10 protein-coding genes are annotated in these 13731 nt (G+C 67.0%); 7 read left to right on the forward strand and 3 right to left on the reverse strand.

Translation table 11 applies throughout. From position 1 onward, the window contains the following. Positions 1-5: 5 nt before the first annotated feature. From DFR43_RS08525 to DFR43_RS08535, 3 genes are all read left to right on the forward strand, one after another. Positions 6-3266 (forward strand): efflux RND transporter permease subunit, encoded by a 3261-nt coding sequence (locus DFR43_RS08525; protein WP_133597668.1) that lies wholly within the window; start codon positions 6-8, stop codon positions 3264-3266. A 63-nt stretch (positions 3267-3329) separates the two neighbouring features. Further along, positions 3330-3554 (forward strand): YgaP family membrane protein, encoded by a 225-nt coding sequence (locus tag DFR43_RS08530; protein ID WP_133597670.1) that lies wholly within the window; start codon positions 3330-3332, stop codon positions 3552-3554. A 17-nt stretch (positions 3555-3571) separates the two neighbouring features. Further along, positions 3572-4594, forward strand: coding sequence for an SLAC1 anion channel family protein (locus DFR43_RS08535; RefSeq protein WP_133597672.1), 1023 nt, complete (start codon positions 3572-3574; stop codon positions 4592-4594). Positions 4595-4601: 7 nt separating this feature from the next. Here DFR43_RS08535 and DFR43_RS08540 read toward each other — a convergent pair whose 3' ends face one another. Beyond that, complete coding sequence (locus tag DFR43_RS08540) at positions 4602-6170, reverse strand: ArnT family glycosyltransferase (protein ID WP_164499719.1); 1569 nt, start codon at positions 6168-6170, stop codon at positions 4602-4604. Between the two features lie 42 nt (positions 6171-6212). Continuing rightward, positions 6213-7718, reverse strand: a complete 1506-nt coding sequence (locus DFR43_RS08545; protein ID WP_133597676.1) for a UbiA family prenyltransferase — start codon at positions 7716-7718, stop codon at positions 6213-6215. 80 nt (positions 7719-7798) lie between these two features. On the opposite strand from DFR43_RS08545, the gene DFR43_RS08550 reads away from it, so the two are divergent. Genes DFR43_RS08550 through DFR43_RS08565 form a run of 4 tightly spaced genes read left to right on the forward strand, consistent with a single transcriptional unit; the run spans position 7799 to position 12435 of the window. Beyond that, the gene (locus DFR43_RS08550; protein ID WP_133597678.1) at positions 7799-8785 is read left to right on the forward strand and encodes an EAL and HDOD domain-containing protein; all 987 of its coding nucleotides are present in this window, start codon (positions 7799-7801) and stop codon (positions 8783-8785) included. Continuing rightward, complete coding sequence (locus DFR43_RS08555; protein WP_133597680.1) at positions 8769-10802, forward strand: putative bifunctional diguanylate cyclase/phosphodiesterase; 2034 nt, start codon at positions 8769-8771, stop codon at positions 10800-10802. The genes DFR43_RS08550 and DFR43_RS08555 overlap by 17 nt, the downstream gene beginning before the upstream one ends. A gap of 27 nt (positions 10803-10829) precedes the next feature. Further along, positions 10830-11576: a sulfite exporter TauE/SafE family protein gene (locus DFR43_RS08560; RefSeq protein ID WP_425471083.1), complete on the forward strand. Its 747-nt coding sequence runs from the start codon at positions 10830-10832 to the stop codon at positions 11574-11576. A 4-nt stretch (positions 11577-11580) separates the two neighbouring features. Continuing rightward, entirely contained in the window at positions 11581-12435 is an 855-nt protein-coding gene (locus DFR43_RS08565; protein WP_133597682.1) for a heme-dependent oxidative N-demethylase subunit alpha family protein, read from the forward strand. Positions 12436-12468: 33 nt separating this feature from the next. Here the strand turns inward: DFR43_RS08565 and DFR43_RS08570 are convergent, their stop codons facing one another. Then, on the reverse strand, positions 12469-13713 hold the full coding sequence (locus DFR43_RS08570; RefSeq protein ID WP_245988887.1) for a branched-chain amino acid ABC transporter substrate-binding protein: 1245 nt from the start codon (positions 13711-13713) through the stop codon (positions 12469-12471). Positions 13714-13731 lie beyond the last annotated feature (18 nt).

Below are 13731 nucleotides of genomic sequence, written 5' to 3' on the forward strand. Positions count from 1 at the left end.
GCGCCATGACCACGCCCACCCCACCCCAGGCCGAACGCCTCGGTTTCTCTGGCGCGGTGGCCCGCGCCTTCCAGGCCAACGCCATCACCCCGCTGCTGGCGCTGGTGGCGTTGCTGCTGGGTCTGTTCGCCGTGCTGGTCACCCCGCGCGAGGAAGAGCCACAGATCAACGTGACGATGGCCAACGTCATCATCCCCTTCCCCGGCGCCTCCAGCGCCGATGTGGCGAAGATGGTGGCGCAACCGGCCGAGCAGGTGCTGTCGCAAATCCACGGCATCGAGCACACCTACTCCGTATCGCGCCCCGGCGTGGCGGTGCTGACGGTGCAGTTCCAAGTCGGGGTGCCACGGACCGAAGCCCTGGTGCGGCTGTATGACGTGCTCAATGCCAACCAGGACTGGCTGCCGCCGGGCCTGGGCGTGCTGCCCCCGATCGTCAAGCCCAAAGGCATCGACGACGTGCCGGTGCTGGCCGCCACCCTGTGGTCCACAGACACCGCCAGCGCCCACGAGCTGGAGCGGGTGGCGCATTCGATCGAGACGGAACTCAAGCGCGTGCCGGGCACGCGCGAGGTGCAGACCATCGGCGGGCCCGGTCAGGCCGTGCACGTCTGGCTGGAGCCGGCGCGCCTGCGCGAGCGCGGCGTGTCGGTGCAGGCCCTGCATCAGGCCATCGCCGCGGCCAACCAGGCCATGCCCTCGGGCACCGTGGTCAACCCCTTTGGCGACGGGGCCGACATGCTGACCGTGGAAACGGGCGAGTTCCTGCGCACCGCCGACGACGTGGGCGACATCGTGGTGGGCGTGCACCAAGGCCGCCCGGTGTACCTGCGCGAAGTGGCGCGGGTAGACGCCGGGGCCCGCCTGCCGCAACGCTACGTGTGGTTCACCCCCGGCCCGGCCGCCGACGCCGTCGCGGGCGCGCAAGCGGGTCAGGCCTACCCCGCCGTGACGGTGACCGTCACCAAGAAACCGGGCGAAAACGCCGTGGACGTGGCCGCCGCCGCCCGTGCACGGCTGGAGGAACTGCGCAACACCGTCATCCCCGACGACGTGCAAGTCACCATCACCCGTGACTACGGGCAGACCGCCGCCGACAAGGCCAACACCCTGATCAAGAAGCTGGCGTTTGCCACCGGCTCGGTGATTCTGCTGGTGGGGCTGGCGCTGGGCCGGCGCGAGGCCGTCATCGTCGGCGCGGCGGTGATCCTGACGCTGACGGCCACGCTGTTCGCCTCCTGGGCCTGGGGCTTCACGCTCAACCGGGTGTCGCTGTTCGCGCTCATCTTTTCCATCGGCATTTTGGTGGACGATGCCATCGTGGTGGTCGAAAACATCCACCGACACCGCCAGCTCACGCCCGATGAGCCGCTGTCGGTGATCATCCCGCGCGCGGTCGATGAAGTGGGCGGCCCCACCATCCTGGCCACCTTCACCGTGATCGCGGCGCTGCTGCCCATGGCTTTCGTCAGCGGCCTGATGGGCCCGTACATGAGCCCGATCCCGATCAACGCCAGCATGGGCATGGCGATCTCGCTGGCCATTGCCTTCACCGTGACCCCCTGGCTCGCGCTCAAACTCACGAAGACGGGCGAGCACGCCCATCACGGCCCCAGCAAGCTCACCAGCGGCCTGCAGCGCTTCTTCACCCGCGTGCTCACGCCTTTCCTGCACAGCGCCCGCAAGCGCTGGCTGATGCTGGCCGGCGTGCTGGCTGCGCTCTTCCTCTCGGTGGGGTTGGCCGCCATTCAGGCGGTGGTGCTCAAGATGCTGCCGTTCGACAACAAGAGCGAGTTCCAGGTGGTGCTGGAAATGCCCGCCGGCAGTTCCCTCGAAAGCACGGCCGCGGCCCTGCAGGACATGACCGCCTACCTGGCCCAACAGCCCGAGGTGGCCGACGTGCAAGGCTATGCCGGCACGGCCAGCCCCATCACCTTCAACGGGCTGGTGCGGCAATACTACCTGCGGGCCGACGCCGAACAGGGCGACCTGCAAGTCAACCTCGTGGGCGCAGGCCAGCGCAAGGAAAAGAGCCACGCCATCGCCCAGCGGCTGCGCCCGGCGCTGGAGGACATCGCCACCGCGCACGGCGGTCGCATCAAGGTGGTGGAAGTGCCCCCCGGCCCGCCGGTGCTGGCGCCCATCGTCGCCGAAATTTACGGCCCCGATGCCGCCGGCCGCGCCGAACTCGCGCGCCGCGTGGCCCAGGCCTTCGCCGAGACGCCCGACATCGTCGGCATCGACACCACGCTCAAGGAAGACGCCCCCCGCGTGTTCCTGCGCATCCAGCGCGCGCGGGCCGAATCCCTGGGCATCCCGGCGCAAGTGGTGGCACAGACGGTCTACACCGCGCTGTCGGGCAGCGACGCCGCCTACCTGCACGACGGCCAGGCCAAATACCCGGTGCCGGTGCGGCTGCAATTGCCGCGCGAAGCCCAAAACGGCCTGGAGCAGGTGCTGGCCCTGCCCCTGCAAGCCGCCAATGGGCGCATGGTGCCGCTGTCCGAACTGGTGCGGGTGGAGCGGGGTGTGATCGATCAGCCCGTATTCACCAAGAACCTGCTGCCCGTCACGTATGTGCTGGGCGACATGGCCGGCAAGCTGGACTCGCCGCTGTACGGCCTGTTCGGCATCCGCAGCCGCCTTGGCGAAGCCACGCTGCCCGAGACGGGCGAGCTGGGCGAGTACTGGATCCGCCAGCCCAGCGACCCGTACCGCCAGTACGCCCTCAAGTGGGACGGCGAGTGGCAGATCACCTACGAGACCTTCCGCGACATGGGCGCCGCTTACGCGGTCGGCCTGATCCTGATCTACCTGCTGGTGGTGGCGCAGTTCCGCAGCTACCTCACGCCGCTGATCATCATGGCCCCGATCCCGCTGACCATCATCGGCGTCATGCCAGGCCATGCGCTGTTGGGCGCGCAGTTCACCGCCACCAGCATGATCGGCATGATCGCGCTGGCCGGCATCATCGTGCGCAACTCCATCCTGCTGGTGGACTTCATCGAGCTGGAAACGGCCAAGGGCGTGCCCTTTGCCGACGCCGTGGTGCAGTCGGCCGCGGTGCGCGCGCAGCCCATCGCGCTGACCGGCATCGCCGCCATGATGGGCGCCTTCTTCATCCTCGACGACCCGATCTTCAATGGCCTGGCGATTTCGCTGATCTTCGGCATCGCCGTCTCCACCCTGCTGACGCTGGTGGTGATCCCGGTGCTGTACTACGCCGTCTACCGCCAGCGTCACTTGGGCGCCGCGGCGGCGGTGTGAGGGTTGTCCGATGTGTCCCCCCGGTTGTGTCCCCTTGATTGATTGTTCCAAAGGAGTGTGAAAATGACTGTCGAGCGTTATATCCGTGTGTTTGCCGGCCTGTTCATCATGGTGTCGCTGGCGCTGGGCGTCGAAGGCAGCCCGCTGTTCGTCAGCCCCTGGTTCCTGGCGTTCACGGCGTTCGTGGGGCTGAACCTGTTCCAGTTTGGCTTCACCAACTTCTGCCCGCTGGCCATCATCCTGAAAAAGCTCGGCGTGCCTGAAAGCAAGGCCAACTGCTGCAACTGACCCCACCGCCACCCCCTATGCCCACCGCCGCCCCCGCCCCGCTGAAGTTCCTCATGCCCGGCTGGTTCGCCCTGGTGATGGGGCTGTGCGGCCTGGCGCTGGCCTGGCATGCCGCAGCCCCTTGGCTGGGCGAGTTGGCCAATGGGGTGGCGCTGGTCATTGGGGCCCTGGCGGCAGGGGCGTTTGGCGTGCTGGCACTGGCTTCGTTGTGGCGCTGGCAGCGCCACCCGGCGGCACTGGCCGACGACCTCAGGCACCCCGTGCGTCACGCCTTCGTGGCCACGGTGCCGGTGTCGCTGCTGTTGCTGGCCACGTTGGCGCATGCGCTGGGCCTGTCCGGCTGGGGGGTGCGCGGCCTGTGGTGGGCGGGCAGCTTGCTGCAATGGTGGGCCACGCTGTGGGTGTTGGGCCGCTGGCTGGCGCCGGCTGACGGAGCGGCGGCAGGCACGCCCGCCCCAGGGCTGTGGCCATCGGTCACGCCCGTGTTGTTCATCCCGGTGGTCGGCAACGTGGTAGCACCCCTGGCGGGCATCGGGCTGGGGCACGGACTTTGGGCTGCGGCCCAGTTCGGCATCGGCCTGCTTTTCTGGCCGGTGGTGTTGAGCCTGGTGCTGGCGCGGCGCATCGCCCACGGACCGCTGCCGGATCGGCTGCTGCCGGCCTGGGCCATCACCGTGGCGCCACCGGCCGTGGTGGGCATTGCACTGCTGCGCTGGAACGCCCCGCTGCCCGTGGTGAGCGCTTTGTGGGGCATGGCCTTGTTTGCCGCCCTGTGGGTGGGCGCGCAAGCGCGGCGCATCGCCAGCCAGCCCTTCGGCATCCCTTTCTGGGCCTTGTCGTTTCCGCTGGCGGCCTTGACCGTGCTCACCCTGCAACTGGGCAGCGTCACGGGCCTGGCCGGGTATCAGACCTTGGGGCTGGGGCTGCTGGCCCTGACGTCTCTGGTGGTCGTGGGCCTGTGCCTGGCCACCTGGCGCGGGCTGCGCGACGGCACCCTGCTGGCCCCAGAACCCGTCGCCACCCTCACGCCCGCCCCCTGACCGGGGGTCACGGCGCCCGCGCGCAATCGGCCAACCCGTAGCGCTCGCAGAACGGGTGGCCGAGCACCGGCAGCCACGACGGCACATGCTGGAAGCGCCGGGCCGCCTCGGCCAGCACACCGTCCCGGTAGGCCTGGTACCGAAAGCCTTCGCCGTCGAGCCAGTGGTAGGTCACGCCGTGCACCTCGAAACGGTGCGCCGAGACCCGCTCGAAATACGGCGCGTGCGCGGCCAAATCCACCGGCTGCCGCATGAACACGCGCACCCGGGCACCGTCCCATGCCCGGAAATCCACCTGCAAGTCGTCCTGCCGGGCATGATGCCGGCCCACGCCATACACCGGCACGTAATGGCCGTCGTAATACCCCAGAATGGCCGCCGGGCTGTAGGCTTCGGCCATCAGGCGAACTTCTGGTGCGCGGCCGCGATTCAGTTCGGCCAGGACGGCGGGGGCATGGCGCAGAAACACCACTTTCTCATACCAGCGGCTGCCTTGCCACACACTCAAAGGCGCCGCAACGATCGCCACCACGGCCAGCCCATGCGGCACGGACAGCGCCACGGTCCACCGCCATGCCGTGCGCCAGCGAGGCAGAGGCAGCCGCATCGCCACCCAGGCCACGAAGAAAGGCACAAAGCCCAGCACCCAGTGCAGACCCACCTCCCGGCGCATGGCCAACACGGCAAACAACAGCGCCGGAAAACCCCACAACACCGCCAGCACCCGGCCCATCCGCTCGTCACCGCCAGGGGCGGGGCGGCGATGGACATGCCCAAGCAGCCAGGGCGTGAACAGATACGTCATCATCAGCAGATACACCACCAGCGACTGCCATTGCCAGCCACCGTGAGGGTCATGCCGGTTGATGAAGTTGAAGCGGATGTTCGGCCAGCCATGCGTGGCGTTGAACCACAGGTTCAGCGCGATGCAAGGCAGCGCAAACAGGAACATCCACGGCAGTGCCCACCACCGTTGCCGCCGCCACAGCAAGATGTACACCGCATAGGCCAGACCGAGCAGCGCCGCAAAGTATTTGGATAGGAAGGCCAGCCCCACAAACACCCCGGCCAGCGCGTACCAACCGAGGCCCCGATCCGCTTGGGCCTCGGCACGCAAAAACGCCCAAGCCGATAGCGCCATGAACAGCACCAGCGGGGTATCCGTGGTCACGAGCACGAACATCCACGACCACGGCATGGCCAGATACACGGCACCGGCCCACCAGGCCGCGGCTTCATGAGAAGCCGGCAGGTAACGCCGAAGCGCGTCCACCAGCCCCAGGGCGATCAGGCTGGTCACCGACAGCGTGGCCAGCCGCAGCGCCAGCGGATGATCCCCCAGCAGCCGCAACACCGCCAACCACCAGCCAATCATGGGGGGATGGTCCGAATAGCCCCAAGCGGGATACACCCCCCACTGATAGAAAAAGGCTTCGTCCCCCGTCAGGGGGAAACCCGCGGCCAGCGCGATCTTGACCAGCAGCGTCAGCGCAAACGTCCAGACGAACACCCGGCGCGCGGCGGCCACGTCCTGCGGCGCATGGGCCCAGGCCCTCATCGGCGTCTGCGGGCCCATGTCACGCATCCTGACCCCACAGCGCGATCCGGCCAGCCATGCTCACCCCCATGAGGCCCAAGCCCCCAACACCCCCAGCCCCAGCAGCACGCCCCAGCTGAAACGGTCACGCAGGGCAAACTGCAGCGGGTCTTCGCCCTGCAGCTCGCCCCGCCCGGTCTTGAACCACAGCCGCATGACCCACCACAGCAGCAGCGGCACCGCCGCCCACAGCCATTGCGGGCGCGCATACAGGTCCTGGGCCTGGGCGCTGCCGATGTACAAGGCCAGCACCACCACGGCCACCAGGCTGCTGGTGATACCCAAGGCCCGCAGCGCGGGCAGATCATCCTGGTGGTAGCCGCGCCCAGGCGCCTGATGGCGATCGGTGTCCAGCAGCAGCTTTTCCAGTTCGGCACAGCGCTTGACCAGCGCCAGCCCCAAAAACAGGAACAGCGACATCGCCAGCAACCAGTTCGAGAGCTCCACCCCGGCCACCACCGCGCCGGCCACCAAACGCCAGGTGTACAGCCCGGAGAGAATGAGCACATCCAGCAGCGCGATGCGCTTGAGATAGAGCGAATACGCGAGTGTGATGGCGGTATACCCCAGCAACAGCGCCAGGAATGTCAGCGACAGCCAGCCCCCCAGCAACAGCCCCGCGCCGAGCAACACCCCCGACGCCCCCACGGCCGGCGCAATACTGAGGCGCCCGGCAGCCAGCGGCCGACGACGCTTGTGCGGATGCCGGCGATCGTTGGGCAGATCCAGCAAATCATTGACGAGATACGTGGCCGAAGCGCACAAGCCGAAGGCCACAAAACCCAGCCACACCTGCGCCCAGGCCTGCAGCGCCCACCCGTGAGCCGCCAGCAACGGCACGAACAGCAAAGCATTTTTGGCCCATTGCGTGAGCCGAGCCGCTTCCAGCCAGGTGCGCCAGGTGGCCGGCTGGCTCGTGAACACTTGCGGCTGGGGATGACACTGACGCAAATCACGCAGCACACCGGACGGCGCATCCACCGCCACCGCCTCCTGTGCCGCCTGCCACACCGGCAAGTCATCCCGGCTGTTGCCCGCATAGGCAAAAGCCGCCCAGCCCTGGGCCTGCGCGTGGCGCCGAATCGCATCGCGCTTGCCTTGCCGGCTCAGATTGACCGCCCCCGCCTCTGGCTGGTTGGTGGCCAGCACCGCGGAAAACAGCCCCAGGTGCTCGGCCACCGCTTCGGCAATGCGCCGGTCCGCTGCGGTGGCCAACACCAGCGGACGGCCCAAGGCATGCTGCTGGCGCAGCCAATCCAGAAACGCCGGGTGATAGGGAAGATCCCGCGGGTCTGGCACCACCCACTCGGCCAAGCGGCGCTTGAAATACGCCTTGCCTTTGAACAGCCACGCCAGCACATGCAGCACCATCCATGGGCGGCGTCGGATCAACAGCAGCAAGGACTCGTGCAGCGTATCGCTGCGCACCAGCGTGCCGTCCAGGTCCACGTACAGCGGCCAGGCCACGGCACGGATGCCAGGATCGCAGCGGGCATCGTCTGAGGCAGATGAAGAGGTGGTCTGCATGCAAGGTCCGATGTTGCGGTCATTGTAGGCATGGCCCAACGCCTGCGGTACGATGACACATCCCCACCACCCCACTGCGCATGAGTCCTGCCACGCCTGCCGACCGCCCCGGATTCGCCGTGGCGCAATTGCTGACTGAACCTGAGGGCCGTCTGGCCGGCCTGTTGTGGCGCTGGCCGACGGCCGCTCTCGCCACCGGGCCACACGCTGATGCGTGGCAGCAACTGACCGTCCACGCAGCCTGTTTCGCTTTGCGCAATGAAACACCGGCTGAAGATGTGGACACCCTGGCCACAGCCGGCTGCCGCCTCCTCAATGAGGCCAACGTGACATTGGCTTCCTCCAGCCCAACGGAGCCTGGCGCTTGGACGGCTGGCCCTTGGTATTTGAACGCCCCAGCCGCCGCAGTCGCTGGCGCACAAGCGGCCTCGCGGCAACGGGCGTTCCAACTGCTGCAACTGGTCTCGGCCGACGCCGATACCCACGACATCGAGGAAGTATTCCGGCAGGATGCGCAACTCTCCTACCAATTGCTGCGGCTGGTCAACTCGGTGGCCTTTGGCGCCAGACGCGAAATCACCAGCTTCCGCCAAGCCATCCTGCTGGTAGGCCGTCAGCCGCTCAAGCGTTGGCTCAACCTGCTGCTGTTCACTGCCCGCGACGACGATGCACGCGGCGCCTTGCTGATGACCCACGTCTCGCTACGGGCGCGCGGCATGGAACTGCTGGCCCAGGCCATCGGACACGACAAGTCCGAACAGGATCAGGCCTTCATCGTCGGCATGTTCTCGCTGCTGGGCGTGCTGTTCGGCCGCCCGCTGGCCGAAGTGTTGCGGCCCCTGCAGCTCACCGAGACACTGCGTGCCGCAGTGCTCGAACGCCACGGGCCTCTGGGGCAGCTCCTGCAGGCATGGGAAACGCTGGAAGCGGCCGACCCGCAGCGCATCGCATCGAGCTGGGGCTGCTTTCCAGTGAGTGCGTCCACCGCGCAAGGGGTGGTGATCGACGCCTGTGCATGGGCCTGGCAGCTGAGTCGAAACCAGACCAACCATGGCACGGGCCACTGAATCCTCCGAAACCGCTGCGTCCCAGCCGTGCGTGCGGCTCGACCTGGCTGGCTTCATCACCGGCTGGAACGATGCCGCAGCCCGCTTTTTCGGCTACTCGGCCGATGAGGTGTTGGGTCAGCACTTGCTGTTCCTCAACTTGCAAGAAGGCGAGGATCTGGCCGAGCTCGGGAGCCTGGGCGACGGGGCCGAGGCCATTTCCACCATCGTGTATCGCCGCACCAAGGACGGACAGGCCGCCAAAGCCCGCCTGACGCTGAGCGTGGAGCGCAATGCCGCCGGCACACCGGTGGCGCTGTGCGCCCGCTACGACCCGCTCAGCCTTGACATCCCACTGCAAGACCGCTTGCGCCTGTATGTCCACATCATTGAGGACAGCTCCCAAGGTGTGCTGGTGACCGATGAGAGCGGCCACATCGTGATGGTCAACCGGGCTTTCACCGAAATCACCGGTTACAGCGCTGAAGAAGCAATCGGGCGCACCCCGGATTTGCTGCGTTCCGGCCGCCACGACGCAGAATTCCGCGCCCAAGTGCAGGCAGCCATGAAAGGAGCAGGCCTGTGGATTGGCGAAATCATGGGCCGGCGCAAAAACGGGGAGGTGTTCCCGCAATCCGTCTGTATCAGCGCGGTGCGCAACGAGCAGGGCCAAGTCACACACGCCTTTTCCATCTTTTCTGACATCAGCCATCACCAAGAAACCGAGCAACGGCTGCAAAGGTTGGCCAACTTCGATCATGTCACCAACCTGCCCAACCGGCTGCTTCTCGGTCAGCTCATGACGCAAGCCCTGGCTCAGGCCAAACGCAGCGGCGAGTGTGGTGCGGTGCTGGTTCTGCATCTGCATCGGCTCAGCTGGGTGTATGACACCTTCGGGCACGACGTCGGGGACGAATACATCGCGCAGGCCGCACGCCGGCTCCAGGATGGCCTGCGCGAGCAGGACATCCTGGCACGCCTTGGCCACGACAAACTGGCCATCACCCTCATCAACATGCGCCAGCCAGAACACGCCGCAGTAGTGGCGCAGAAGCTGCTGACTCAGCTCGGCCGTACCCTGCCGGTGCAAGGTCACGAGCTGGATGCCCCGGCATCGATCGGCATTGCGCTGTACCCGGGCAACGGCATGGAGACGGCCGGGCTGCTGCGCTATGCCGAAATCGCCTGCCAGCGCGCCGGCACGGGCCATGACGCACCCATCGTCTTCTTCAGCGAGGACATGAATCAGAAAGCCACCGAGCGCTTCCGTCTCGAAGGCGAGCTGCGTCAGGCCATCGCGCACGGCCAGTTGGAACTGTTCCATCAACCCAAGGTCAGCCTGCGCAACGGCCGCATCGTGGGCGCCGAAGCCTTGCTGCGATGGAACCACCCGCGCCACGGCCTGCTCACCCCCGGGCATTTCATCCCCTTGGCCGAAGACACCAGCCTCATCCTCGAACTCGGTGAATGGGTACTTGCCGAAGCTTGCCGCCAGATCATGCTATGGCGCTCCACCGGCCTCGACATGCCGCCGCTGGCCATCAACCTCTCGGCCCGGCAGTTTGACCGCCACTTGCCCAAACGCATCGAGCGGCTGCTCGACAGCTTCCGGATCTCGCCGCAGCACCTCAAGCTCGAAATCACCGAAAGCCTCATGGTGCGCAACCCCGACGAGGTCATTCACATCATGAACGAGCTGGCCGCCATGGGGCTGGGGATTGCGCTGGACGATTTCGGCACCGGTTACTCCAGCCTGGCCTACCTCAAACGCTTTCCCATCACCACCCTCAAGATCGACCGATCCTTCGTCATTGGCGTACCCCACCAGCCCAATGACTGCGCCATCGCACAGGCCATCGTGACCATGGGGAAACAATTGCGACAGGAAATCGTGGCCGAAGGTGTGGAAAATCGCGAGCAGATGCATTACCTGCGCCAACTGGGTTGCGACCAACTCCAGGGTTACCTGTTCAGTCAACCGCTGCCCGCCTCCCAATACGAACGCCTGGTGCGCGACGATGTGCGCCTGGCCCTTTGACGGTTTTCTCTGATGGATGTCCTGTTCATGCCCGCCTTGCTGGCGGCAGCGGCTTTTGCGGCCGGTGTGCTCAACGCGATTGCCGGTGGCGGCAGCTTCCTGACCTTCCCGGCCCTGGTATTTGCCGGCATTCCCCCCATCGTCGCCAATGCCACCAGCGCGCTGGCCGTCAGCCCCGGCTACATGGGCAGCACCCTGGGCTTCAAGGCCGAATTGGCCCAGCTACCCGCCCGGCGCTTGCGCCACGAAACCCTGATCGCCGCGACTGGCGGCGTGGCCGGCGCCCTGTTGCTGCTCGTCACCCCGGCACACGTGTTTCGGGGCCTCGTGCCCTGGCTGCTGCTGTTTGCCACGGCGCTGTTCCTGCTGGGCCCCAAACTGGCCGGCTTGAGCCCCACCCATGAGGGGGCCGCCCACCCCTTGGAACGCTGGCGCGCCCTGGGCTTGCTGGGTGTGGCCATTTACGGGGGCTACTTCAACGGCGGCCTAGGCATCCTGCTCATGGCGCTGTACACGGTCACGGGCGAGCGCAGCCTGCACACCACCAATGCCCTGAAAAACCTGAATTCGCTGGTGCTCTCCCTCTTGTCGGTCATCACCTTTGCGGTGGCTGGCGCCATCGCCTGGGGGCCGGCCATTCTGATGATGATCGCGGCCACCGCCGGTGGCTATGCGGGCGCGCACTGGTCCAAACGCCTGCCCATCCCTTGGGTACGGGCAGTGGTGATTGCCACCGGCCTGGTGATGAGTGCCCTGTTTTTCTGGCGCGGATGACACGATGAACCCTATCGACCTGATCCCTCCGCACGCACTGCCGGCCCCGATCACCCCGGCCGAGCGGATGCCCTGGCCCGTCCACAGCCCGTTTCGCATGCGTCCGGGCCTCAGCCATCTGGCCCAGGCCGAGGCGCCGCGCCTGTTTCTGCGCGACGACCTCGCCCCGGCCTACCAGGTGGCCAAAGCCCGGGTTCTGCAGGAAGCCCGCGATGAAGCGCTGGTGGGGCAAACCGATGCCGCGATCCTGCAGGCCATCGCCGATGCGTATGGGGCGGAAACCGGCCTCTCGATCGCCCCGACACTCGATGCGCTCAGCCTGAACCTGCAGGAGGACTTCGTGGTGCTGCGCGATCGCGGGCAGATGGTGACGGAATGCCTGTCGGTCTGCTTCCCTTCCAACTGGCGGCCCCAGGAAAAACATGGGCAAGACTTCGCCACGATTCACGCGCCAGTGGCCGACAACGCATTGTTGCTGGCGGGCGCCGCGGGGCTGATGGATCTCGCTTTCCGTCGCCACCGGATGCAGCGGCATGTCTGGCTGCTCACCCCCACGCCTGCTTTGTCGCTGCCCCCCCATGCGCAGCGCAGCCGCTGGGACGCCTTGGCCGATGCCAGCGGCTCTGCGCTGCTGGAGGGCACATGGTGGCGGATCGAGCGGCAGACCACCCTGCCCCTGCCAGCCCTGCAGGCAGGGGTGTTCTTCATCCGCGTGATGGTGTGTCCATTGACGCAGGTGCTCGCAGTGGCGTCCGAGCGGGCGGCCGAACTGCGCGCCGTCCTCGCCTCGATGAGCGAGGCCGTGGTGGCCTACCGTGGCATGAGCGCGGTGCGCGACCGCCTGGTGGCCGCCCTCTGACCCCGGCGGGGCATGGCAGGGCGCCAGGCGGGCTCACGGGCGGCTCATCTGGCAAGTGTGCGGCTGCTCGGCCGCTTGTGGCGGCAATTGCCGGATGACTCTGAAGCCGTAGCCAGACCCTTCCACATCGAACGGGACCCCGGGGGTGCCCTGACGCTCCATCACCGCCACCACCAGCGATTGCTGGGCCTGATGATCGGCCGCCCGCATGGTCAGGCGCTGGCCGGCCAGCGTGACGTCGGCACGCTCCAGTTGCCGGGCAATCGCCAGCGCATCAGGCACCTGCCCCGGGGGCAGCCCCGCGCCAGCGCGCTCGATGGCCTGCGCCAACGCCTCCATCATCAGCTGCATGCGCATGTGGACGTAATCATCCTGCGGGCGCGGGAAACGCTGGCGAAATGCCTCATAGAACGCTCGCGATTCGGCGGTGGGCACATTGGGAAACCAATCGGCCACGGCAATCACCCGACCGATCCCGGCATCACCCATGGCAGCCGGTGCGCCCAGGGCATTGCCGTAAAACGTGTAGAACTTGCCTGTGTAACCCGCCTCGCGCGCGGCCTTGACGAGCAACGTCAGATCGTTGCCCCAGTTGCCGGTGATCACTGCGTCGGCACCACTGGCGCGGATCTTGGTGATGTAAGGCAGAAAATCTTTGATGCGCCCGAGCGGGTGCAACTCGTCGCCGACGATGCGCACGTCGGGGCGCTGGATGGCCAATTGCCGCCGCGCCTCGCGCAGCACGGCTTGTCCGAAGCTGTAGTCCTGCCCGAGCAAATAGACGCTGCGCACCTCGCGGTCGTCCTTGAGCACGTCCATCAGCGCGGCCATGCGCATGTCGGCATGGGCGTCGAAACGGAAGTGCCAGAAATTGCAGCGCTCGTTCGTCAGAACCGGGTCCACGGCGGCGTAGTTGAGAAACACCACGCGACGCGCTGGGTCGCGCTCGTTGTGCCGCTGAATGGCTTCGATCAACCCCGCGGCCACCGCCGATGAATTGCCCTGCATCACGATGCCGATGTGCGCATCGATGGCCGATCGCAGCGCAGACAAGGCTTCCTCGGTCTGCCCTTTGCTGTCGAAGCGCTCGATCTGCAGCGCTCTGGCGCCCCCCGGCAAGGGCACGCCACCGCGGGCGTTGACGCGCTCGGCCGCCCAGACCAGGTTGCGGAATACGGCCTCACCGGTGTTGGCCATGGGGCCAGAAAGGCCCTCGATCATGGCGATGCGGATCGGCGCCAGCTGACCCTGGCGCCCGGTGCCGGCTGGCTGCGCCATGACGGCCACGGCAGCCAG

This window comes from Tepidicella xavieri, assembly GCF_004363315.1.
GTDB classification, from domain to species: domain Bacteria; phylum Pseudomonadota; class Gammaproteobacteria; order Burkholderiales; family Burkholderiaceae_C; genus Tepidicella; species Tepidicella xavieri.

Excerpts from the sequence above, each read along its gene's own strand:
- DFR43_RS08525 (WP_133597668.1), top strand. The coding sequence starts at position 6 with ATGACCACGCCCACCCCACCCCAGGCCGAACGCCTCGGTTTCTCTGGC.
- DFR43_RS08530 (WP_133597670.1), top strand. The coding sequence starts at position 3,330 with ATGACTGTCGAGCGTTATATCCGTGTGTTTGCCGGCCTGTTCATCATG.
- DFR43_RS08535 (WP_133597672.1), top strand. The coding sequence starts at position 3,572 with ATGCCCACCGCCGCCCCCGCCCCGCTGAAGTTCCTCATGCCCGGCTGG.
- DFR43_RS08540 (WP_164499719.1), bottom strand. The coding sequence starts at position 6,170 with ATGGGCCCGCAGACGCCGATGAGGGCCTGGGCCCATGCGCCGCAGGAC.
- DFR43_RS08545 (WP_133597676.1), bottom strand. The coding sequence starts at position 7,718 with ATGCAGACCACCTCTTCATCTGCCTCAGACGATGCCCGCTGCGATCCT.
- DFR43_RS08550 (WP_133597678.1), top strand. The coding sequence starts at position 7,799 with ATGAGTCCTGCCACGCCTGCCGACCGCCCCGGATTCGCCGTGGCGCAA.
- DFR43_RS08555 (WP_133597680.1), top strand. The coding sequence starts at position 8,769 with ATGGCACGGGCCACTGAATCCTCCGAAACCGCTGCGTCCCAGCCGTGC.
- DFR43_RS08560 (WP_425471083.1), top strand. The coding sequence starts at position 10,830 with ATGCCCGCCTTGCTGGCGGCAGCGGCTTTTGCGGCCGGTGTGCTCAAC.
- DFR43_RS08565 (WP_133597682.1), top strand. The coding sequence starts at position 11,581 with ATGAACCCTATCGACCTGATCCCTCCGCACGCACTGCCGGCCCCGATC.
- DFR43_RS08570 (WP_245988887.1), bottom strand. The coding sequence starts at position 13,713 with ATGGCGCAGCCAGCCGGCACCGGGCGCCAGGGTCAGCTGGCGCCGATC.